This window comes from Lactonifactor sp. BIOML-A5, assembly GCF_009677585.1.
In the GTDB taxonomy this organism is placed as follows: Bacteria; Bacillota; Clostridia; order Lachnospirales; family Lachnospiraceae; genus Lactonifactor.
This window is the reverse complement of sequence record NZ_WKYV01000006.1, coordinates 73330-95059: the sequence shown is the minus strand read 5'-3', so window position 1 is coordinate 95059 and position 21730 is coordinate 73330. Positions and strand designations below refer to the sequence as shown.

Genomic DNA, 21730 nt, shown 5'->3' with positions numbered 1-21730 from the left:
GCGTTGATTATCTAAAACAATACCCTATGCTGAAGCGTATTAGTATCTCCATGCACACGCAGGCTGTTGCCGATGAAATTGAAAAAGCAGAACAGATTTATGTATAAAATGAAACGGTGCTGCTCGAAACAAGAATCGAGCGGCACCGTTTCTTAATTTACACCATGAATGCGATATCCAGACATTTCATATATTCTAAGAATTCTACTATATCTATCATTTCTCAATCTCCAATGTCAATTAATCCTGAACCGATACCCGGCTCCCCAGACTGTCTCAATAAACTGCGTTTCTTTCACATTCTTTCCCAGCTTATCCCGCAGACGGTTGATATGTACTGTCACTGTAGCCACATCGCCCAGGGAATCCATTCCCCATACCCGGTCAAACAAAGTATCTTTAGAGAATACAATATTCGGATTCTCGGCCATGAAAAGCAAAAGTTCAAATTCCTTATTCACCAGCACAACCTCTTTGTCATCCAGATACACCATTCTGGATTTTGGGAGAATCGTGAGGTTCTGATAGGCGATAGCTGTCTCCTCTTCCCTTTCTTCCTGGGAGGAAAGAAGCAGGCTGTGGATGTGGATATGGGATTTGACTCTAGCTACCAATTCTGCCGGGCTGAAGGGCTTCACCAGATAATCGTCTGCTCCCAGCCCCAATCCCCGGATTTTGTCAATGTCTTCTTTTTTTGCCGTCACCATGATAATCGGAAGATGCAGGGTCTTCCGCAATTCCCGGCACACATCGAAACCGGTTTTTCCCGGAAGCATCACATCCAGTAAAACAGCATTATATCCGCCTGCTTTTGCCATTCGCTCTCCTGCTCTCCCATCGGAAGCAATATCTGTCTCGAATCCATTGGCTTCCAGATAATCCCTCTCCAATTCCGCAATCAATTCGTCATCTTCCACAATCAGTATTTTTTCCATTGGTATCCTCTCCTGTTATAGGCAGATGGATGATAACCGCCAGTCCTTCCCTGTTATCTGCCTGCACGCTGCCGCTGTGTCCGAGGATAATTTCCCTGACCACCGCAAGCCCAATACCGCTTCCTTTTTCTGACTGGGTTCTTGCATCATCCACCCGGTAAAAACTGTCAAATATTTGTTCCAGGCTCTCCTGTGGCACTCCGGGGCCGTCGTCCTGATATACCAGTTCAATATCCGTCCCTGTCAAAGTGCGTTCCAGGGATATCTGAACACGTGATTTTTCTAAAGTACGGTATTTCACTGTATTTGTAAAAAGATTGTCAAATACCCGCTTGAATTCTTCCCGGTCAATCCGCACCGGATAAGTTTCTTTTCCATATGAAAATACAATCTCTATCTGATTTTGTTCTGTGTCAGGTTTTAAGGTCTCCAGATATTGCTCTACAAACTCCCTGAAATCTGCCGCCTCCATGTGGTACCGGAATCCATTATCCAGCCTGCTGTACTCGGAAAGACTGTCTACCAGGCTCACCAGATTTCCGGTTCTGGTCTTAATTGCCTTAAGATACCGCATCCTTTTATCCGGTGTGTCAGCAATCCCGTCCATTAAACCATCCAGATAGCCGCTTATTGAGGTCAGGGGTGTCCGCAGATCATGAGAAATCCCGGTGATAAGAGCCCGCCTTTTCTTTTCATCTCTCAGACGCTGTTCTACAGACTCTTTCAGAAAGTTGCGCATCTCTTCAAAATCTCTGCATACCTGCCCAAATTCATCTTTTTTCTGGTATTCCATTCGGGTATCCAGATTCCCCTCCCTAATCTCTTTTGTACCTGTGCTGAGCAACCTCAGAGGCTTTAAGATACTTCCGGATATCCACCAGGATGTGATCCCATTCACAAGCAGTGTCAATACAATAAAGAAGAGGATAATCCCATACAAATATTTGAGAATATAATTCTTCAGGTAATTCACCACCCCCTGATCCGTCTGCTGGCGGTGAACTGCTGTAATGCAGAACGTCTTTTCCCCGTGGTAAAATGTATTCTTTATGACAGAGACTTCATGCCTGCTGGCAGTCAATGTCTTTGCCGTATCAATGGCATCTCCTGCTACCGACCGTGCGGCCTGCATATCTTCTTCCGACAGGTTCGTATAAATCAGTTTCTCATTTTTTGTGATCATAAACTGATATCCCATTCCGGACAGCTTATTTTCCAGATGGTACATTTCATCACTTCTCTTAATTTCTTCTGATGCATCCGGATGTTCCCCCTGGCCCCAGTTGTTCTCCCACAGCTCCTGCTGGTATGTATAGATCATGCTCTGGGCGAACTGTATGCTGTTCTCATCACTGTACATGGCTTCCAAGGTATACCAAAAGCTGCCAAGTGAAGTGTGCAGGCAGACGTTGATTACGACTGCTGTAAATATAATCGGTATCAGAACCATCATAATATTGGACAGCCTGATTTTTTTCTTAATTGTCAATACAATGCTCTCCTTTATCCTGTATCTTTACGGAACCCGGTATCCTGTCTCAAGCAGTGTATACCCAATCTGGAAATGCGGATACTATCCTTATATTCTTTATACAGCATCTTGTTTTACCATTCTTGTGCAGAGATTATCATTTTACAGAAACGCACCATTGCAGACCTGCAGCACCTGCCCACGGACAGCTCTGCCCATCTTGCTGGCAAGATACAGGCAGGCATATGCCTGATCCATTGCTTCACATTCCGGCCCAGGAAAATAAACATAATGGCTGCTGTATTTCAGCATTTCATTTCCTCCCGGCTGCTCTCCCGCCTTGTTGGCAAGGTGCGCCGGTGTGATGGTTGCCCCGGGTGCTACGGCGTTACACCTGATATTCGTGTCAATCAGCCTCATAGCCACATTTTTTGTCAACGTATTCAATGCACCTTTTGTGGAAGTATAAGTTGCACCGCAGAAGGGACGGTTTCCATTTACAGAAGAAATATTGATAATGACCCCTTCATTTTTAGGTATAAATATTTTCAGTGCTTCTCTGATATACCTCATAGGTCCCCCCAGGTTGGTGTTCATTACCTGCATCATCCATTCATCCTCTGTCTCGTCAATCATCTTCTGCTCTCCAATCCCAGCATTATTGATCAGGATGTCTAAATCTCCAAAAGTCTCAATTGTTTTCTCTATAACCTTTTTCGTATCTGCTGTAGAACAGGTATCCGCAACAATTCCGATAGCCTTTCCACCTTTTTTGCAAATTCCCTCTACTACCTGATTCAGTTTCTCCTTACCCCTGGCGGTCAGAATAACACTGGCACCTTCCTCTGCAAAAAGTTCCGCCATAGTCTGTCCCATTCCATAGCTTGCACCTGTAATAACCGCAACTTTTCCTTCTAACATTTTTGCATCCATGATTTACAATCTCCTTTTCTCTTTTATAGGCTCAGCCCAAATTCCCTTAGTTCGTTTAACTTTTCCTCTGAATTGCTCCCTTTTCCCAGACTGGTTGATATGATTAAAATATTTTTTCCCATCTTTTCTTCTCCTCATTTTTAATTTGGTATACCAAATAATCCAGACAGTAAATCTTCTTCTCTTCTCTATGCACGTTGCTCAGAAGCTGTCTCCTATGTTTTTCCAACAGTTCCAGTTGTTTTTCTTTTTGATTTTCATTTAAGTATAATAGAAAATCTTGAATGGTCTCTATTCCACACCCAGCGTCCTTCAGATTTTGGACGATCTCTTCTTTAGGTTCTTTATTCGTCATTGATTGCGCGGCACCTCCTATACCATTTCTGCTCTATGTATAGTATAATTCCGCCGTCATATAATAGCAAATACTTATATATAATTGCTATATATAGTTGAAACCTATTCATTTTTATGTTAAACTTACCTAAACTACTTATAAAAATAAGTTTCTATTTAGGAGGTCACCATATGGAATTACGAGTTCTCCAATATTTTCTTGCGATTGCAAGGGAGCAGAGCATTGTCCGCGCAGCACAGTCACTCCATCTTTCCCAGCCCACACTTTCTACTCAGATCAAGAACTTAGAAGAAGAGCTGGGTAAGCAGTTACTGATACGCGGCACAAAGGGATCACGTAAAGTAACACTTACCGAGGAAGGTATGATTTTGCGAAAACGTGCCGAAGAGATTCTTGATTTGGTGAAGAAAACAGAAAAAGAGGTTACCCTCTCCGACGATATTGTTATGGGAGATATTTATATCGGTACAGGTGAGACTGATGCGGTACGAATTTTAGCGAGAACAGCTAAAATTCTGCAGAATGCATATCCCGGTATTCGCTGCCATATCTCCAGCGGCAACTCCACCTTTGTAATGGAACGTCTGGATAAAGGACTGCTTGACTTTGGGATTATATTTGGGACGGTTGATTTGAAAAAATACAATACACTCAGATTACCTTCTAAAGATGTCTGGGGAGTCTTAATGCGGAAGGATTCTCCCCTCGCATCCAAAAATAAAATATCGCCGGAGGACTTATGGGATAAACCATTAATCCTCTCCCAGCAGGAATACAAAGGCGGGAAGATCATGCAGTGGCTGAAGCTTCAAGAGACCGATTTGAACATTGCAGCCACTTATAACCTTATTTTTAATGCATCCTTACTGGTAGAAGAAGGGTTGGGATATGCTATTGGTTTTGATAAAATTATCAATACCTCCGGAAACAGCAGCCTTTGTTTCCGTCCACTAACTCCTGGGCTGGAAGATGAAATTAATATCATTTGGAAAAAATACCAGATTTTCTCAAAACCTGCCGAAAAATTCATTGGAAAACTGCAGGAAACCTTATCTTCTAACAACATAAAAGTCTTTTAAAGTGCTAAAGAATGTTGGCTGCCACTTTTGTTTACACAATTCCATTCTCGCACTTTGGGCATATAATCCATCCACAGAACCTACCACACAACCCTTGCCTGGCCGTGAACAGCGCACACAGAAAAAATACATCTGTTTTAATATCAGATGTATTTATCCAGGAATCAATATTATGTGGTGAAACGCCTGTGCCGCAGGCCATGTTTATTGCAGCAAACATAAAAATCACCGCCGTACATTTTAGGAAACCGTACTTCCGCGGCTTGTTCCGGGTAAAGTTTGATCAAAAGTACCCTGTCACAAGCAACATATGCCACAAAAGTAATGTAATGCTGCTTGCTCATTTCATGCTGCAACGTGATATAAAAATCATCCTCAATTTCTTCTATACAGAATTCATGTTGTGAATCTTCTGGCTGCGGAATCAAAGCGGCTAGTTTTCTGCCACAGCATGATATCTCATTTTCTCCCGTGCTGAGTAAAACATTTCCGCAATCCGGGCAAACATAAATCTTTATTTTTTTCATATTCCCTCTGTCCTTATCGTTTGGTTCTAAATCGCCTACTAATATTTTTTCAATGTTAACTTCTAAAATGGCAGACAGCTCACGAAGTAACGATACATCGGGACAGCCGATACCGCGTTCCCGCTTGGATATGGTCCTGTCGCTAATATTCATTTCATCTGCAAGAGCTTTTTGTGTCATACCCTTTTCCTGACGCAGGGTAAGTATCAGCTTACCAACTTTGCTGCAATTCATTTTCTTCACCTCCTCCTTAATCATATCTTTGTTTTGAGATAAATGCAACAAACGCTCCGTAGAGTATCCAGTTAAATCCTTTTTCCAACTCCTGCTCGGGCAGACTTCTACAACGGAAACCTTAAAAATTCTCACTTTCCAGTTGTTGACATGAGTTCAAAATAGAACTATACTTTTAGTATTGGCATTTCAACACAGGAGGGCGTAATGGAAAACGATTATTGGCTGCTTATCGCATCACTCAAAAAAGAATATTTCAACCGAAAGAAAACTGTCATAAACCGCTTTCAAATATCTTCTGCCGAACTAGACATTTTACTGTTCCTTGCAAATAATAAAAGCTTCGATACCTCTGCGGATATTGTGAGACTGAAAAAAATGCAAAAATCACATGTTTCCCTTGCCGTAAAAGAGTTAACGCAAAAAGGGTATCTTACGTGTGAAACGAATTCTTTAAACCATAAAAAGATCCATTTAAAACTGACAGAATCCTCAAAAGAGATTGTTCATGCCGGACAGGCGATGCAAAGGGAATATTTAGAATTTATTTTTGCGGGATTTTCAAAAGAGGAGCGATTGCTTATTTTAGAGTTATCCAGCAGGATAGAAAGTAATCTGCACGGTAAAGCACCTAAACAGGAGAGTAGTACATATGGACACAGCGAACAAAAGATTGTTTGAGGAAATGCCCGTAGTGCGGCTGTTGCGCTGGCCGCTCCCGCAATGCTCGGCTTCAATGCTGTTATTAATCTTTTTGGCGTTGGTTCCTCTAGTATGATGAGCCGCACACTTGGTAGGGGAGATACCTTTGTTAGGGGCTAAAGCGGATACTATGGGAGCCACAGCAGCAGATATGCAAGTATTGGAACTATGAGCGGCTGCATAATGAATATTATTCTTGATCCTATCTTTATCCTGCCCTGGGGATTGGAATGGGCGCAGCCGGAGCGGGACTTGCCACTTTCCTTTCCAATTGCTCCGCCTGCGTGTATTTTTTTATTCTTCTGGCTGTTAAGAAAGACAAAACGAATATCTGTCTCAGTCCCAAGTACCTTTCCCTGAGAAAAGAGATTGTTTTGGGGGTGTTAGGTGTGGGTGTTCCTGCTTCTATTCAGAACATTTTAAATGTCACAGGTATGGCGGTTATGAATAATTTTGTTGCTGCTTATGGTGCTTCTGCGGTAGCAGCGATTGGTATCTCCCAAAAATCTTCATGGTTCCCATTCAAATCGCTATGGGCGGAACCCAGGGAGTAATGCCATTGATTGGATATTCTTATGCAGGTAAGAATATCCGCAGATTCCAGGAGGCAATCAGCTCTGTCGCAAAAATCATGGTCCCATGTATGCTGGTCATTACTATCTTCTATTGGATACTGGCTTCGCCGTTAATGAGCCTATTTATTAAAAGCAGGGAAGTAGTTGCCTATGGTAAACTGTTTCTTCGCGGCTTCAGCCTTTCGATGCCCTTTATGCTGGTGGACTTTCTTGCAGTGAGTGTATTTCAGAGCATCGGCATGGGAAAGAAATCTCTGCTTTTCGCTGTACTCCGCAAAATCATATTTGAAATTCCAGCTATTGTTCTGTTAAACTCACTTTTACACGCGAGAGGAATCACCTATGCAGGTTTTATTTCTGAAACCTTTTTATCCGCTTATGGGGTATTTCTGCTGATACGGATTATTCGGGATTTTAAAAAGTAATCCCCGCTTCACCTTTTTTACTATCTCATTGCTGTTTAATCCGAATTTTTCCTGCAGATATTCCTGGGGTCCTACTTCTCCGAAGCAGTCCTCTGCCGCCACATATTCAACCGGTACCGGCAGTTTCTCTGCCAACACTTCTGTCACTGCACTGTATAAACCGCCAATCTTGTTATGGTTTTCTGCAGTCACTACAAGGCCCGCAGCTTTCGCATGCCGCAGAAGGCACTCTTCATCCAGAGGCTTTACCGTAAACATATCAATAACTGAAACAAAGATGCCCTCTCTTTCCAACTGCTCCGCTGCCTTCATTGCCTCGCTTACCATGATTCCGCAGGCAAATACTGCAGCATCCTTTCCATTTCTGAGTAATATTCCTTTTCCCACAGGCATATGGGAATAATCGCCGTAGAGCTTTGCCGTACTCTTTCTGGGTGTCCGGATATAGGTCACCCCCTTTTTGCCTCCTGTCTGAATTAATGCGCTGATCAGCTGATTCCCATCAGAAATATCTATGACTGTAGAGCCAGGGACGGCACGGAACAGTGCCATATCTTCAAAGGCAGTGTGGGTTCCCCCATTAAAAGCAGCGCAGACACCAGGATCACTTCCGATTATGGTAATGCTGTTCTGACCGTATCCACAGGATAAAAACACCTGATCATAGCATCTTCTGGAGGCGAATGCACAGAAGGTATGTACAAGCGGCTGGAATCCCATCTCCCCATTATAAATGTGGCTGACTTCATACATAAAAATGCCTGCACAAATGTAAAGCTAATGGTGGATACCTTTCACATGAATATAGAAGAGAAGGATATTCTGGATTCTCTTGCAAAGCACTATAGAGATATCTATTATATTCACTTTGCAGATTCGAACCGCAGCTGGCCCGGACAAGGGCACATAGATTTCAAAAAAATCGTTGCTTTTTTAAAAGACTGTAATTATAATAAAACCATTAGTGCTGAGTGCCAATATTATCCAGATGCGGGAATTACCGCTTCCCATTGGCTGTCTGCTGTAAAGGAGTTGTATAAAGAAAATGAATGCTAATCCGCCAAAAAAGCCCATAGGCATTAAAGATGTGGCCAAATATGCCCAGGTATCTATCTCTACTGTCTCCAATGTTCTCAACGGCACCAAGACAGTAAGTGATGAACTCAGGGAAAGAGTTATGAACGCCGTCAATGCACTGGGCTATGAGACGAATATGATTGCGCGTGGGCTGAAAAGCGGAAAAACGAACAATATAGCAGTTATTGTCTCTTCCATCAACAGCATCTTCTTTCCTGCGCTTTTGAACAGCATACAGACCGCTGCGGAAGAGAAAAATTATACCATCAGTGTATTCGGAACCCATTCCAGCCTGGATCAGGAAAAAAAGTATATCCAGCTGCTCAAATCTCAGTGGGTGGACGGTATTCTGCTTTCCTCCTCTCTGGATACAGAAAGCCCCAAGGCCCAGGAGTATATCCATATGCTTACCTCTCTCAACACAAACGGGCACTCTATCCCTGTTGTCTGTCTGGAGGCTGCCATCAGCGATATGCTGGACGCGGTTGTTGTAAACGATACTGCGGGGATAAAAACTGCGGCAGAGCATCTGATTGCCGTTGGGAAAAAGAACATCGGCTATATTGCCGCCCCTTTTCAGTTTACTATGGGCAAGCTGCGGAAAGCCGGGTATATCAATGCTCTGGAAGAGCATCATTATCCGGTGAATGAACGTCTGATTGCGGAGGGAGACTACAGTCCCGTCAGCGGTTACCGCTGTATGCAGAAGCTTCTCCAGACCCATCTTCCACTGGACGGTGTAGTGGCGGGAAATGATCAGATGGCTATCGGCGCCATGCGGGCGATTATGGAAGCAGGTTTAAAAATCCCTGAGGACATTGCCGTCATTGGATTCAATGACAATTTTCCCTCTTCCCTAATTACCCCTTCTTTGTCAACCATACGCGTTCCCAAAGAAGAGATGGGGACTATGGCCTTTAATCTGCTGATGCGCCGTATGGAAAACCTTTCCGCCTCCAGAATGCTGATAAATTTGGACGGCAAACTAATCATACGTAATTCCACAGACCCCAAAGCGGAAACCGCGTGGGATATGAACTGGTAGAAATGAGGGCAATCCACGCCTTTCTATAAGATGCAGACGTACTCTGTAAAATTTATCCGGCGTGAATGAAAACTATTATGAAAAGAACATTTACTTATAGCATCACAGCAGAGGACGCAGGCGCAGATGTGGGTTCTTATCTCCGGAAGCTGGGCTACTCACGCCATGTCCTGGTCCATCTGAAAAAAACCCAGAATGGGATTCTGGTTAACGGCCAATGGGCATATGTCCGGACCTTACTTAAAGAGGGGGATTTCCTCTCGGTCTATCTGGCACCGGAAGATTCCTCCCCCAACATTCTCCCTGTATCTATGCCCCTGACCATTGTGTATGAGGATGAAGATATTCTGATCATTCATAAAGAGGCAGACACTCCCATTCATCCATCACTGAATAATTATGACAACACGCTGGCCAACGGCATTGCTTACTACTATCAGCAGCAGGGAGAAACTTTTGTCTACCGGTGTATTAACCGTCTTGACAGAGATACTACGGGTCTTCTGATTATTGCCAAACATATGCTAAGCGCTGCTGTCCTGTCTCAGATGATGCTGGACCGGCAGATACACCGGACATACCGGGCTGTGGTAAGGGGGATTCCCCCCGAAGAAGGAACCATAGACGCCCCTATTGCCAGAAAAGAAGGCTCTGCCATGGAACGGCAGATTGATTTTCACCGCGGGGAACGGGCCGTCACCCATTTTCGCAGGATTGCTGCTGTTGGGTCAGACACTGGGGATTCTTATTCACTGGTGGAACTTCAGCTCGATACGGGCCGGACCCACCAGATTCGGGTGCATATGAAATATCTGGGATATCCGCTTATCGGGGATTACCTCTACAACCCTGACTATCGGAAAATCAAACGGCAGGCGCTGCACTCTTACCGCCTGGAATTCGAGCATCCGGTTACACGGCAGATGCTTTCCTTTACCGACGATATCCCGGAGGATATGAAACGTATTCTCACCGCTCCTCCTTACTAGGATAGGGTTGGACAAGTAGTTCGGCCGGATTATATGCAAAGTGCTGCGCTAAGGCAATGGAGCGTACAGTTGGAATGTAATAGAATCAGAGGCAAAAAATCAGAAGGAAGCTGCGCAGGCGAGCACAGCTTCCTTCTGATTTTTTGCCTCTGATTCTATTACATTCCAACCGTACGGATCCTGGGTACCTCGTCAATATGAAGATACCGGCTCACGCCCTTAATTACAATATCATGATTCACAAAATGGTTCTGGTTAGATACTACAATGGCACCAATCACACCCACTTCCTCCACCCGAATGGGAAAACCGCCTCCGCAGCAGGCATATTCCTTCTCATCCAGGAACAAATCTTCCATAGATTCCCCTGTTTTCTGCAGTTCACTGTATAACCTGAGACTGCTCTTCTCTATGGTCTTCACAGTATTGAACTTTCTTCTCATCCACCTTTCATCATTCAGATTGGTGGTATTTCCTGCGTACTGGAACACGGTATATCCATTATTCAATCGGATGCTGACAGCTACATCCAGTCCTCTTCTCTTAGCTTCAGAAACAATTATATTTCCAAGCTCCCACGCATCTTCATTTGTAAAATGGTTAAACTGAAGAATCTCCTCCTGCATCTGCAGTACGGCAATAACCTCATCAATCGTCATATTCATTACCTCCTGTCACTTTCTTGCTGTCTTAATTATAGCTCTTTTTTTGACCTGTGACAACGGCAATTAGGGACAGGTCAATTGGAATTTGGGACACCCCGGGACGATTTTGGGACGTGTTCTTTTTAAAAAGAACACGTCCCCCTTTTCAAGTCTAACGAATCCGATCCGGAAAACCTACTTTCCTCTGTACTTTTCGAAGTGTTTTTGTTGCATAATAGTTGGCCTTATCTGCGTTTTCTTTGATGATGGAGTCTATATAGGCTTTGTCTGCCTCTAACTCTTTTACTCTGTCCTGCAGAGGCTTCAGGATACTTACCACTGCTTCACCCACTGCCATCTTAAAGTCTCCATAACCTTTTCCCTCGAACTCACACTCTACTTCGGCAGGTGTTTTTCCTGTACATGCACTATATATGTCAATAAGGTTTTTCACCCCCGGCTGCTCATCCCTGTAAGCAACGCAGGCTTCGGAATCTGTGACGGCACGTTTGCATTTCCGTATAATGGTATCCGGGTCGTCCATGAGGTAAATGCTCCCGTTGGGATTCTCATCTGACTTTGACATTTTCTTTCCCGGTTCCTGAAGGCTCATGATTTTGGCACCCACTTTGCCGATATATGCTTCCGGAACGGTAAAGACATCACCGTACAGATTATTAAAACGGATGGCTATGTCTCTCGTAAGCTCCAGATGCTGCATCTGGTCAATGCCCACCGGTACCACATCGGCCTGGTAGAGCAGAATATCTGCCGCCATAAGAACCGGATAGGTGAAGAGGCCGGCATTAATATTGTCTGCGTGCTTTGCAGATTTATCCTTGAACTGGGTCATACGGTTCAGCTCTCCCATATAGGTAAAGCAATTCAGAATCCATGACAGCTCTGCATGTCCAGATACATGGGACTGATAATAAATACAGTTCTTTTTGGGATCTAAGCCTGCTGCAATATATAAAGTCAGAAGTGCTCTGGCTCTTTTTCTAAGGGTAGCAGGATCCTGACGTACCGTAATCGAGTGCATATCCACGACACTGTAGAAACATTCGTATTCGTCGCTCAGATTCACCCAGTTTTTTAAAGCTCCCAGATAATTTCCCAGGGTCAGATTTCCTGTAGCCTGCATACCGCTAAATAATATTTTCTTGTCGTTGATCATCTGATTTTCCTCCATACTCGGGCCTTTCTGCCGGCTTTTTCGCTAGGTTTTATTGTATCACCGGGGATATGGAAAGTCAATGGAGGGGTTGCACGAATGCCCTCAATTCATTATAATGGATATACTAACGAAAAAAGGAGAATTAAAATGGAAAAAATCACAAGCTTTACCATCGACCATATAAAACTAAAACCAGGTGTCTACGTCTCCCGCAAGGATCCGGTGGGTGAACAGGTAATCACAACCTTTGATATCCGCATGACCGCTCCTAATGACGAACCTGTCATGAATACTGCAGAGGTTCACACCATTGAGCATCTGGGCGCCACTTTTCTTCGGAACGATCCTGACTTTAAGGATAAGATTATTTACTTTGGCCCCATGGGCTGCCGCACTGGCTTTTATCTTCTTCTGGCAGGGGATTATGAGTCCACCGACATTTTAGAGCTTCTGACCGGTATGTTTGAATTTATTAGAGATTACCGCGGTGAGATTCCCGGTGCAAGCCCTAAGGACTGCGGCAACTATCTGGACATGAACCTGGGAATGGCCAATTATCTGGCAGATAAGTATCTCAGGGAAGTACTCACAGGTATTACCGGAGATCGATTAATCTATCCGGAATAATAAAAAGAAAAGCAAAGGACTATATTATGAAAAACGACTTATTCAGTATCGGACCACTCACCATCCACGGGTACGGGCTAATGATTGCTATTGGTGTTCTGGCTGCCTATCTGGTGGGGGAATATCGGGCAAAGAAAAACAATCTGAACCCGGAACCTGTGTTTGCCATCACCTTTCTCTGTCTGATTGGTGGTTTGCTGGGAGCCAAGCTGCTCTTTTTTATCACCGATATAAAAGAAATTCTGGAAAATCCCAAAGTACTTTTGGATCTCTCCTATGGATTTGTTGTCTATGGAGGAATCCTGGGAGGAATCCTTACTTTTTATATTTACAGCAGATATAAGAAACTTAATTTTCTCCAATATTTTGATATCCTGATCCCCTCCGTTGCACTGGCACAGGGTTTCGGCCGCATCGGATGCTTCCTGGCGGGCTGCTGTTACGGAATGGAATCCAGTTGCCCCCTCAGCATCACATTCCACAGCTCAGAATTTGCACCCAATGGAGTACCCCTTATCCCTACACAGCTCATATCCAGTGCGCTGAACTTTATCCACTTTTTCCTGCTCATCTATCTGGCAAAAAAAGTAAAGGCAAACGGGCAGATCGCTGCTCTGTATCTGATCTTATACAGTGCGGGACGGTTTATCCTGGAATTCTTCCGGGGAGATTTAATCCGGGGAAGTGTGGGTGCGCTGTCCACCTCCCAGTTTATCTCAATCTTTACCTTTCTGGCAGGCATCATTTTCTTTTGGTTCTGCGGGAAGAAATATAAAAAAGGGACAGGCCTTTCCGAATCTGGGACACCCTGATCTCAAAAGGGGACGTGTTCTTTCTAGAAAGAACACGTCCCCCTTTTGTACTTAAAACCTGAAATCTCTCTTCCCTTCCTCAATATCCTTTAAATGCTCTTTTGTGAGCTCCCGGATCTTATCGCTTTTCACATGGGAAAGTTCTTTTTCAATCTGCTTTTCTCCAATCTCTCTCGTCTCCGGTGAGGCATAGTCCATCAGGTATTCTTTGAATGTCATTATGGCATTGGGCTGGCAGCAATTTGCTATCTGTCCTGATTTTAGCAGGGTCATGAAGCGGTCCCCGGTTCTTCCCTCCCGGTAGCAGGCGGTACAGAAGCTGGGGATATTGCCCAGCTGGCACAGCCACCTCACAACCTCATCCAGGCTTCTGGTATCGCTTACATCGAACTGGGCGGAATTCTCTTCCTCTGGCTCTACGTAGCCTCCCACGCTGGTTCTGGATCCTCCGCTTATCTGGGAAATTCCCAGTTCCAGGACTTTTTCCCTCACTCTCTGGGATTCTCTGGTGGAAACGATCATGCCTGTGTAGGGAACCGCGATACGGATAACAGCTACAATCTTCATAAAGGTTTCATCATCTATGGCATTGGAAAAGTCTGCGGTGTCAATATCGTCCGCAGGGCAGATTCTGGGAACGCTTATGGTATGAGGCCCTACCCCCATAGCTGCCTCCAGATGCTCTGCATGCATCAGCAGTCCCACAAAATCATAACGGTATGTATTTAATCCATAGAGAACCCCCAATCCTACATCATCAATGCCCCCCTCCATGGCCCGGTCCATGGCCTCGGTGTGATAAGCATAGTCGTGTTTGGGTCCTGTGGGATGGAGCGCCTCATAGTTTTCCTTATGATAAGTTTCCTGGAAGAGGATATAGGTCCCGATACCCGCATCCTTCAGCTTTCTGTAATTCTCCACTGTGGTAGCCGCAATATTTACATTTACCCGTCGAATGGCTCCGTTCTTGTGCTTAATTCCATAAATGGTCTCAATGCTTTCCAGAATATATTCAATGGGATTATTCTTAGGATCCTCACCGGCTTCCAGGGCCAGACGTTTATGTCCCATATCCTGCAGTGCAATTACTTCTTTGCGGATTTCTTCCTGGGTCAGTTTTTTTCTGGCAATATGCTTATTCTTGGAATGGTACGGACAGTACACACAGCCGTTGATACAGTAATTGGACAGATACAGAGGGGCAAACATGACAATACGGTTTCCATAGAACCTTTCCTTGATTTCTTTTGCCACCTCAAACATTTTTTCTACTAGATCATGCTCTTCGCATTCCAGGAGGACAGCTGCCTCCCGATGTGACAGACCCTTACAGTCTTTTGCACGCTCAATGAGAGAATCAATCAATTCCCGGTTATTCTTATTCGCCTTGGCATATTCTAAAGTGTCAAGGATTTCCTCATGATTGATAAACTCCGTAGCTTTTTTGGACATAACGTCGTACATAGGATTTCCTTCTTTCTTAAATAAATTTGTCGAAACAATATGGCGGCCCTGCAGAGGACCGCCGCATTAGTTCTATTATAAATGATATTTCTTATCATTGCCAGTAGTTCAAGCATTTTTCTGACATTTTTTTCACATTCTTTTTTTGTTCTGCCGTAATTCCCGGACATTTTAAAATGTCAGGTATTGTTCCAGGTCCTTTCGGTCATTGGAATACTTAAACGCACTGCTGCTACTGATTACTTTTTTCCGCACCAGATTGGCCAGATCTGCGTTCAGAGAGTGCATCCCCACAGAAGCACCGGACTGCATAATGGTATTCATCTGATGGCATTTATTCTCCCGGATCAGATTGAGTGCCGCATCAGTTCCCACCAGTATCTCCGTAGCCGCGATCCTGCCGGAACCGTCCATTCTTGGGATCAGACACTGGGTAACAACACCGGCCAGTATTCCGGAAAGCTGAGTCCGCACCTGGTTCTGGGCAGCGCCCGGGCAGGCATCAATGATACGGTCAATGGTCTGGGCAGCTCCGGTAGTATGAAGGGTAGAGAGTACCAGATGACCCGTCTCCGCAGCGGTAAGGGCAGCTGAGATCGTCTCATAATCCCTCATTTCCCCTACCAGGATAACATCCGGATCCTCCCGGAGAGAAGACCGAAGGGCTGTGGCAAAGGATTGAGCATCGCACCCTACTTCCCTTTGATGAATCAGGGACAGTTTGCGGGTGTATACATACTCGATGGGATCCTCTATGGTAATAATGTGTTCTGCTCTGTTCTGGTTAATATAATCGATCATGGCTGCCAGAGTGGTGGATTTCCCGCTTCCCGTGGGACCTGTCACCAGAATCAGACCTCTGGGTTTGTCTGCCAGTTCCCGAAGCACCTTAGGAAGCTGAAGCTCTTCCAGGGTGGGAATCTGGTTGTTCAAAAGACGGATCGTAGCCGCATACTTCTTTTGCTGGCAAAATACATTGACACGCTGCCGGTTCCCGTCCGGTGTCTCAACGGCAAAGTCCAGATCCTCCCCTCCCTCCAGCAGTCCTTTTTGTTCCAGAGAAAGCATGGAAAGAATCACCTGTCTGGTCTTCCCCTCATCCATTGCTCCCCCGGCCTCCCCAAGACTTCCGTTGATGCGGAACAGCATGGGCAGTCCCTGGGAAATATGGATATCTGAGGCTCCTCTTTTCCTGGCTTCCTGGATTATCTCAAAGATTTCATTCATAGCAGTCTCCCTCTCTATTCATAATAGGCAACCTTCATCAGCTCTTCTATCGTCGTCACCCCGGTTTCCACCAGCTCCAATGCGCTGGTTTTCAGAGTCTTCATCCCCTGTGTCTTCAGTGCATATGCAGAAATTTCCTCCATGGCGGAGCCAGCAGATATCATCCTGCGTATCTCTTTGTCAATGAGCAGAATCTCATGGATGGCGATTCTCCCCTGGTATCCTGTGTGATTGCAGCGATTGCATCCTTTGGCCCTGCGCACAGCCTTCCTGTCTGTTCCCAGCAGGGCTGCCTCTTCATAAGTAAGCATATCTTCATAGGAGCAGTGTGGGCACAGCTTTCTCATAAGCCGCTGGGCTACCACTCCCACCAGAGAGTTTGCGATCAGATAAGGCTCTAAGCCCATGTCCACCAGACGCACAATGGAAGACACGGCATTATTAGTATGAAGGGTAGAGAGCACCAGATGGCCGGTAATGGCAGAGCGGACGGAGATGGAAGCAGTCTCTGCATCTCTTGTCTCCCCCACCATGATGATATCAGGGTCCTGGCGGAGAAGCGCCCGAAGGCCAACCTCAAAGGTAAGACCTGCCATGGTATTGACCTGCATCTGATTGACTCTCGTCAGGTTCTTCTCTACAGGGTCTTCAATGGTGGAGATATTTACCTGCTTTTTGCACAGCTCCTCCAGTACCATATACAGAGTCGTAGTCTTTCCCGATCCGGTAGGGCCTGTGAGGTAAATAATACCGTTGGGAGATTGAAGCATCCGGCGGAATTTATTATAGTTCTCATCATTCATTCCGTACTGTCCGGCATGATCAATCACTGAATTATTCGCCAGAAGACGAAGCACTGCCTTCTCTCCAAACACCGTGGGAATAACCGACACACGGACATTCACATTTTCATTTTCAATCTTAATGCGGAAATGGCCATCCTGAGGGATTCTTTTTTCTGCAATATCCAGATTTGAAATTATCTTAATACGGGCAATAAGCGAAGGGTGCAGGGACCGCTGCAGGGTCACATAGTCAACAATTGTCCCATCCATACGCATACGCACCAAGGTTTTGTCCTCAAAAGGTTCTATATGAATGTCACTGGAGTTAGTTTGATATCCCCTGTGAATCAGACTGTTCAGCAGTTTGATTACAGGCACATCACCGCCGCCGTCCTCCACTTCAAGCTCTTCTATCACCGGCTCTTCTATGCTCTGGTTGGCATCCTTTGCCGCCATACGGGCATTTACTTCCGCATAGTAGTAATCAATTGCCTTATTCAGAGGGGCAAGTTCAGCCAGCAGTACTTCCTGATTCATCCCTGTCAACTGACGGATGTCCTCCAGACCGTAGAAGTTCAAAGGATCGTTTGTCACCAGCGTAAGGGTCTGCCCGTCGGTGTCCACCGGCAGCACGTGGTACCGGGCCGCAAGCTGCCTGGGCACCTTCTCCACAGCCTCAATATTCACGGTAATCTGGCTCAGCTCCACTGTTTTCATTCCAAGGCGCTGTCCCAAAGCCTGGATCATCTGCTTTTCTGTCACAAACCCCAGTTCCATCAAAATAGCACCCAGACGTTTTTCTCTGTGCTCCTTTTGATATGCCAGAGCTCTCTGAAGCTGCTCTTCGGTGATATAGCCATACTCTTTCAGCACTTCTCCAATAGGAATATTCTTCACAATCATTTCCTCCGAACCAAGCCCGGGGCAAGTATGATAGATGCCCCGGGCATTCTTTTCTCTCTATTTGCCGCACATATACATCTCCAGACTAATGGTCAGCGTAGAATGTGTGCGTACGCTCTGGTCTGTGTCCAGGATCAGCGCATCCTTATCTCCAATGGTATAGCTCACAACTCTGAGAGCCGGATACTCATTGGTGACACTGTCTATAAGTACCTGAAGGCTTTCCAGGCTTCCGATTGCCGTCACTGTGATATCCGAGATATAGATTTCATTTCCGGCGGTATCCTTTTCACTGTCCTGGGCTCCCTCCTCCTGGGTAAGCGCTTCCTCCATTCCCATGGCCGAGGCTGTATACGGCGTAAAATTCCTGTTCTCCGGGCGGACCGACACTGTAAAATCTCTTGCCATAAGGCCCATATCCAGAATCATATTGGTGATCATTTTGTCAATCTCCTGATTCTCCATCATAGGATACAAATCCTGGATTAGTTCCCGGCGTTTTGCCTCATTTTCTTCTTTTCTCTTCTGGTAGGACGGAAGCAGTGCAATCTCTGACTCCATCTCCGACTTCTCCGTCTCTGCCTGCTCAATCTGCTGCTGAAGCTCACTCCTCTTGTCCACGGCCGGAAGTATGATAAACACAACGAAGCCCGCGATCACAAGGAATACAATTAAAACCGTGATAAGAACTTTATCCCTGTTTGTCAATTTTGTCGTCACTGCTTATCCCTCCTGCCTGCCGGCTGTCTCGCTGAGGAAGCAGCTCACATTAATAAGGTAAGACTGCCGGCTGTCCTCGTAGCCATATCCGGAATACTGTACATCTGCAAAAACCTCAGAGTTCTTCAGTGCGGCAATAAACGCATTGCACTCTTCAGCGTTGGCTGCCGTTGCCGTAAACTGGAACATCCCGGTCCTGGCATCATAGCTGTTAATCTGTATGCCAATCTTTCCCTGCCCGCACGCCAAAATCTCATTTACCACAATGCTGTTGGCTCTGGGATAAGACTGTATCGCCTTCCATGCATAGGTATCTGACGCGATATAAGCCTCCAAAACAGAGTTCTCCGTCTCCAGGGCCTTCACCTCATCGTATTTCTGCAGATTTGTTTCATCGGTCAGATACGCATTGATTCCATTCAGCTTATTCTGGAGCATCAGATTCGAAATCAGAAATACCAGCGATACCGCAACGCAGACACCAACAAGAACACCGCCCGGAACCGCAATAGCCAGTATTTTCTTTTTCATCTGCTCCTGATTGGGGTTCTTCTTAAATTGAAGATAAAAGTTAATATCTTTTTTATTCGCCTGTCTCATTTTGTACACCTCATTTTCCCTGGAATTATGCCTGCTGATTCAAGTACGCCTCGGTGTACTTGCTGCGAGCTGCACGTCATACTCTGCATGACATAATACATCTGTGCAGCTCTGCAATCCGCCGGAGGCTTTATCTTGGAAGGAGATTGGACTCCCACCAAGACGATTTTGTTTTTTACTCACCACCTATAGGGGTGGGAGTCTTATCTGCTTACAAGATAAAATTTCCTGCCGCATATACATAATCGCAGAGCGCAGGGGACCCCATTTTTGTCTCCACATAAACCTCCCGCTCCGAAGGCATCTGGATCCGCTTTGTCTCCGGAACCCGCTCCACCGCCAGTCCCAGTCCTGCAATATTCTCTGCAGACAAACGCGCGTCTGTTCCGAAGAATCCCCCCAGATAGACGTGGGTGATTACATTTTCAAGTTTCTCCGACGTATGGAACTGCATAATTCCACTGACATTTCTCGCCACTTCCACGGCAAATTCCGGTGTACCGTGCTCACTAAAGAGCCTGGCACGGCTGGAATACACATACTTTCCGCCCACAAGAAGGGCGCTTACCAGATTATCCCCATCCAGAAGAAGAATAATGCAGGTACTCTCCGCCAGCGCCTCATGGGCACCCAGCAGAAGAACCGCACTGCACAGAGCAGGCTTTACAGAGATAATGCTGATCCCCATCCGTTCAAACAACTCCACAAAACTGCCGACAAAGCTTCTCTCAGCTGCGGCGCACATGACCTTCCCCATCTTCGCTCCCCGGTTCTCTTCCAGGGGCATATAATCGTAAAGAGGATCCTGAAGAGAATCCATGTCCGAAAATTCTCTCTTTAACAGCTCCCTCATTTTCTGCTCCTTCAATACCGGAAGGGTAGCCAGCCTGGTGGTAAAATGGGTGCTGTCGATCACCAGAGATACCTTGGACACCGGGAGATTATGCTCCTTCCACAGTCCAAGAAGCTCCTGCTGAAGTCCGTTTTCATTGGTAATGACTCCGTTCATCAGATTTCCCTCTTCCAGGTCAAAGCAATATAAATGCTCCACTTTGCTGCACTTTCCCTTCTCCCCGGTCAGAATCTGTATGGTATTATTTGATAGATATATAGATGTTGTCATGTGTTATCATTCCTCCTGGTAATTTAGACAAATCCGGTATCCCCGCATTCTGGGCCGTCTAATACTCTCCCCCGGAATTCTCAATGGCAGAGTAGGACTGGAAAATCGGAAGCAGGACTGCAATCATAATAAATCCTATGATCACGCCCATTACAATAATCAGCACCGGCTCCAGCAGTGTGGTAAGCTTTGTGATCGCCAGCTCGGCGTCATATTCCAGGGCATCCGCGATAACATCCAGCATACTGTCCAGGCTTCCTGTCTCTTCTCCTATGAGTATAGTGGAAGCCAAGCGGTTCTCAAAGCCGTCAATCAATGCCAGAGAACTGGCCAGCGTCTCTCCGGCCCGCACAGAACGTATAGACGCTTCAAACTGGGATTCTATGTAGGTGTTGCCTACCGTCCTCTTTCCCACCTGCAGAGCTGTGATAATGGGCAGGCCGCTGGAATACAGAGAACTTAAGGTTCTTGCAAATCTGGCTGTATAGATTGTCCGCAGCAGTTTTCCGATCACAGGGAGCTTTAATTTCAGCTGATCCATTCCCAGCCTCACCTGCGGAATCCGGAGGACAAAAGAGAGAATCACCCCTGCGATTAAAAGGATAATACCGATGAGCAGCCAGTGGCTCCTGATGGTATCGCTGATCCCAAGCACCATGCGGGTGGGAAGCGGCAGCTGTTCCATTGTGTCAAACACTTCTGAAAACTGGGGAATGATATAAGATACAATAAATATTACCACCGCCACAACCATAACAATCAGGATCAAAGGGTAGATCATGGCATTTTTCACTTTGCTGTTCAGTCTGTGCTCTTTCTCAAAGTGCACTGCCATACGTATGGCGGTTTTGTCCAGACTGCCGCTGGCCTCTGCGGACCGGAACATATAGATAAGGATCTCCGGGAAAGCAGGACCCTGGGATTCCATAGCCTCCGACAGGGGAACGCCCTGCCGAATCAGCCGGAGCACGTTTTCATAGATCCCTCTGCTTCTGGGCTTCAGATTCCTTTCCTGGGCAATGATATTGAGGGCCCGTACTAACGACACTCCCGCTGTGAGAAGCGTCCCCAGCTGTCTGCAGAAATCTGCCAGGACAGCCGGCTTTAACCGTTTCTCTGAGCGATTTTCCTTTTTCTCAGAACAGGAGATCAAAATCTGTCCGGCTGCTTTTAATTTTTCGTACAGCTCCTCTTCCCCAGCGGCATCTTCATACCCTTTTGTCTCCGTACCGTCCAGTCCTCTGGCCCGATATTTATACTTTGGCAAACCGTTCACCTGCCTTTACTTTTGGTCTTTG

At 45.8% G+C, this 21730-nt stretch carries 24 protein-coding genes; 9 read left to right on the top strand and 15 right to left on the bottom strand.

Annotated features, from left to right (window positions below; all coding sequences use genetic code 11):
• Positions 1-236: 236 nt before the first annotated feature.
• The 4 genes from GKG41_RS06220 to GKG41_RS06205 all read right to left on the bottom strand — a co-directional run bounded on the left by GKG41_RS06220 (position 237) and on the right by GKG41_RS06205 (position 3694).
• Entirely contained in the window at positions 237-935 is a 699-nt protein-coding gene (locus GKG41_RS06220; protein ID WP_154257680.1) for a response regulator transcription factor, read from the bottom strand.
• The gene (locus GKG41_RS06215; RefSeq protein ID WP_154257679.1) at positions 907-2424 is read right to left on the bottom strand and encodes a HAMP domain-containing sensor histidine kinase; all 1518 of its coding nucleotides are present in this window, start codon (positions 2422-2424) and stop codon (positions 907-909) included. Before GKG41_RS06215 ends, GKG41_RS06220 begins: the two co-directional genes overlap by 29 nt.
• A 144-nt stretch (positions 2425-2568) precedes the next feature.
• Positions 2569-3339 (bottom strand): SDR family NAD(P)-dependent oxidoreductase, encoded by a 771-nt coding sequence (locus GKG41_RS06210; protein ID WP_154257678.1) that lies wholly within the window; start codon positions 3337-3339, stop codon positions 2569-2571.
• A 103-nt stretch (positions 3340-3442) separates the two neighbouring features.
• On the bottom strand, positions 3443-3694 hold the full coding sequence (locus GKG41_RS06205) for a hypothetical protein (RefSeq protein WP_154257677.1): 252 nt from the start codon (positions 3692-3694) through the stop codon (positions 3443-3445).
• Between the two features lie 173 nt (positions 3695-3867).
• Between GKG41_RS06205 and GKG41_RS06200 the strand changes: the two genes are divergently transcribed.
• Entirely contained in the window at positions 3868-4776 is a 909-nt protein-coding gene (locus GKG41_RS06200) for a LysR family transcriptional regulator (protein WP_154257676.1), read from the top strand.
• 170 nt (positions 4777-4946) lie between these two features.
• Here GKG41_RS06200 and GKG41_RS06195 read toward each other — a convergent pair whose 3' ends face one another.
• On the bottom strand, positions 4947-5537 hold the full coding sequence (locus GKG41_RS06195; protein WP_154257675.1) for a helix-turn-helix domain-containing protein: 591 nt from the start codon (positions 5535-5537) through the stop codon (positions 4947-4949).
• Between the two features lie 207 nt (positions 5538-5744).
• On the opposite strand from GKG41_RS06195, the gene GKG41_RS06190 reads away from it, so the two are divergent.
• The 3 genes from GKG41_RS06190 to GKG41_RS06180 all read left to right on the top strand — a co-directional run bounded on the left by GKG41_RS06190 (position 5745) and on the right by GKG41_RS06180 (position 7239).
• Positions 5745-6218 carry a MarR family winged helix-turn-helix transcriptional regulator gene (locus tag GKG41_RS06190; protein WP_154257674.1) on the top strand — a complete coding sequence of 158 codons (474 nt, stop codon included), beginning with the start codon at positions 5745-5747 and terminating at the stop codon, positions 6216-6218.
• Between the two features lie 251 nt (positions 6219-6469).
• Complete coding sequence (locus tag GKG41_RS06185; protein ID WP_154257673.1) at positions 6470-6793, top strand: hypothetical protein; 324 nt, start codon at positions 6470-6472, stop codon at positions 6791-6793.
• Positions 6794-6798: 5 nt separating this feature from the next.
• Positions 6799-7239, top strand: coding sequence for an MATE family efflux transporter (locus GKG41_RS06180; protein ID WP_243140978.1), 441 nt, complete (start codon positions 6799-6801; stop codon positions 7237-7239).
• Here the strand turns inward: GKG41_RS06180 and GKG41_RS06175 are convergent.
• Positions 7183-7992: a transketolase C-terminal domain-containing protein gene (locus GKG41_RS06175; protein ID WP_154257671.1), complete on the bottom strand. Its 810-nt coding sequence runs from the start codon at positions 7990-7992 to the stop codon at positions 7183-7185. The two genes, GKG41_RS06180 and GKG41_RS06175, sit on opposite strands and share 57 nt — an antisense overlap.
• Between GKG41_RS06175 and GKG41_RS06170 the strand changes: the two genes are divergently transcribed.
• The 3 genes from GKG41_RS06170 to GKG41_RS06160 all read left to right on the top strand — a co-directional run bounded on the left by GKG41_RS06170 (position 7936) and on the right by GKG41_RS06160 (position 10350).
• Positions 7936-8295 (top strand): sugar phosphate isomerase/epimerase, encoded by a 360-nt coding sequence (locus GKG41_RS06170; protein WP_154257670.1) that lies wholly within the window; start codon positions 7936-7938, stop codon positions 8293-8295. The two genes, GKG41_RS06175 and GKG41_RS06170, sit on opposite strands and share 57 nt — an antisense overlap.
• A complete protein-coding gene (locus GKG41_RS06165) occupies positions 8285-9361 on the top strand; it encodes a LacI family DNA-binding transcriptional regulator (protein ID WP_154257669.1) in 1077 nt (358 codons plus the stop codon). Before GKG41_RS06170 ends, GKG41_RS06165 begins: the two co-directional genes overlap by 11 nt.
• A 77-nt stretch (positions 9362-9438) precedes the next feature.
• The gene (locus tag GKG41_RS06160) at positions 9439-10350 is read left to right on the top strand and encodes an RluA family pseudouridine synthase (RefSeq protein ID WP_154257668.1); all 912 of its coding nucleotides are present in this window, start codon (positions 9439-9441) and stop codon (positions 10348-10350) included.
• A gap of 158 nt (positions 10351-10508) precedes the next feature.
• Here GKG41_RS06160 and GKG41_RS06155 read toward each other — a convergent pair whose 3' ends face one another.
• Together GKG41_RS06155 and trpS are read right to left on the bottom strand one after the other, a co-directional pair.
• Positions 10509-11009, bottom strand: coding sequence for a heme-binding protein (locus GKG41_RS06155; protein WP_154257667.1), 501 nt, complete (start codon positions 11007-11009; stop codon positions 10509-10511).
• 157 nt (positions 11010-11166) lie between these two features.
• Positions 11167-12171 (bottom strand): tryptophan--tRNA ligase, encoded by a 1005-nt coding sequence (trpS, locus tag GKG41_RS06150; protein ID WP_154257666.1) that lies wholly within the window; start codon positions 12169-12171, stop codon positions 11167-11169.
• 147 nt (positions 12172-12318) lie between these two features.
• Here trpS and GKG41_RS06145 point away from each other — a divergent pair, with 147 nt between their 5' ends.
• Together GKG41_RS06145 and GKG41_RS06140 are read left to right on the top strand one after the other, a co-directional pair.
• Positions 12319-12798: an S-ribosylhomocysteine lyase gene (locus tag GKG41_RS06145; protein ID WP_154257665.1), complete on the top strand. Its 480-nt coding sequence runs from the start codon at positions 12319-12321 to the stop codon at positions 12796-12798.
• Between the two features lie 26 nt (positions 12799-12824).
• Positions 12825-13610: a prolipoprotein diacylglyceryl transferase gene (locus tag GKG41_RS06140; protein WP_154257664.1), complete on the top strand. Its 786-nt coding sequence runs from the start codon at positions 12825-12827 to the stop codon at positions 13608-13610.
• A 51-nt stretch (positions 13611-13661) separates the two neighbouring features.
• On the opposite strand, the gene hydG is transcribed toward GKG41_RS06140, so the two are convergent.
• The 7 genes from hydG to GKG41_RS06105 form a co-directional block, all read right to left on the bottom strand.
• Positions 13662-15074, bottom strand: a complete 1413-nt coding sequence (gene hydG / locus GKG41_RS06135) for a [FeFe] hydrogenase H-cluster radical SAM maturase HydG (RefSeq protein WP_154257663.1) — start codon at positions 15072-15074, stop codon at positions 13662-13664.
• Between the two features lie 171 nt (positions 15075-15245).
• Positions 15246-16301 (bottom strand): type IV pilus twitching motility protein PilT, encoded by a 1056-nt coding sequence (locus GKG41_RS06130; RefSeq protein WP_154257662.1) that lies wholly within the window; start codon positions 16299-16301, stop codon positions 15246-15248.
• Positions 16302-16315: 14 nt separating this feature from the next.
• Positions 16316-17989, bottom strand: coding sequence for a GspE/PulE family protein (locus tag GKG41_RS06125; RefSeq protein ID WP_154257661.1), 1674 nt, complete (start codon positions 17987-17989; stop codon positions 16316-16318).
• A gap of 57 nt (positions 17990-18046) precedes the next feature.
• Positions 18047-18709 carry a type II secretion system protein GspM gene (gene gspM, locus GKG41_RS06120; RefSeq protein WP_154257660.1) on the bottom strand — a complete coding sequence of 221 codons (663 nt, stop codon included), beginning with the start codon at positions 18707-18709 and terminating at the stop codon, positions 18047-18049.
• A 3-nt stretch (positions 18710-18712) separates the two neighbouring features.
• On the bottom strand, positions 18713-19309 hold the full coding sequence (locus tag GKG41_RS06115) for a hypothetical protein (RefSeq protein ID WP_154257659.1): 597 nt from the start codon (positions 19307-19309) through the stop codon (positions 18713-18715).
• A 211-nt stretch (positions 19310-19520) separates the two neighbouring features.
• Positions 19521-20432, bottom strand: coding sequence for a hypothetical protein (locus GKG41_RS06110; RefSeq protein WP_154257658.1), 912 nt, complete (start codon positions 20430-20432; stop codon positions 19521-19523).
• A 58-nt stretch (positions 20433-20490) separates the two neighbouring features.
• Positions 20491-21699, bottom strand: a complete 1209-nt coding sequence (locus GKG41_RS06105) for a type II secretion system F family protein (RefSeq protein ID WP_154257657.1) — start codon at positions 21697-21699, stop codon at positions 20491-20493.
• Positions 21700-21730 lie beyond the last annotated feature (31 nt).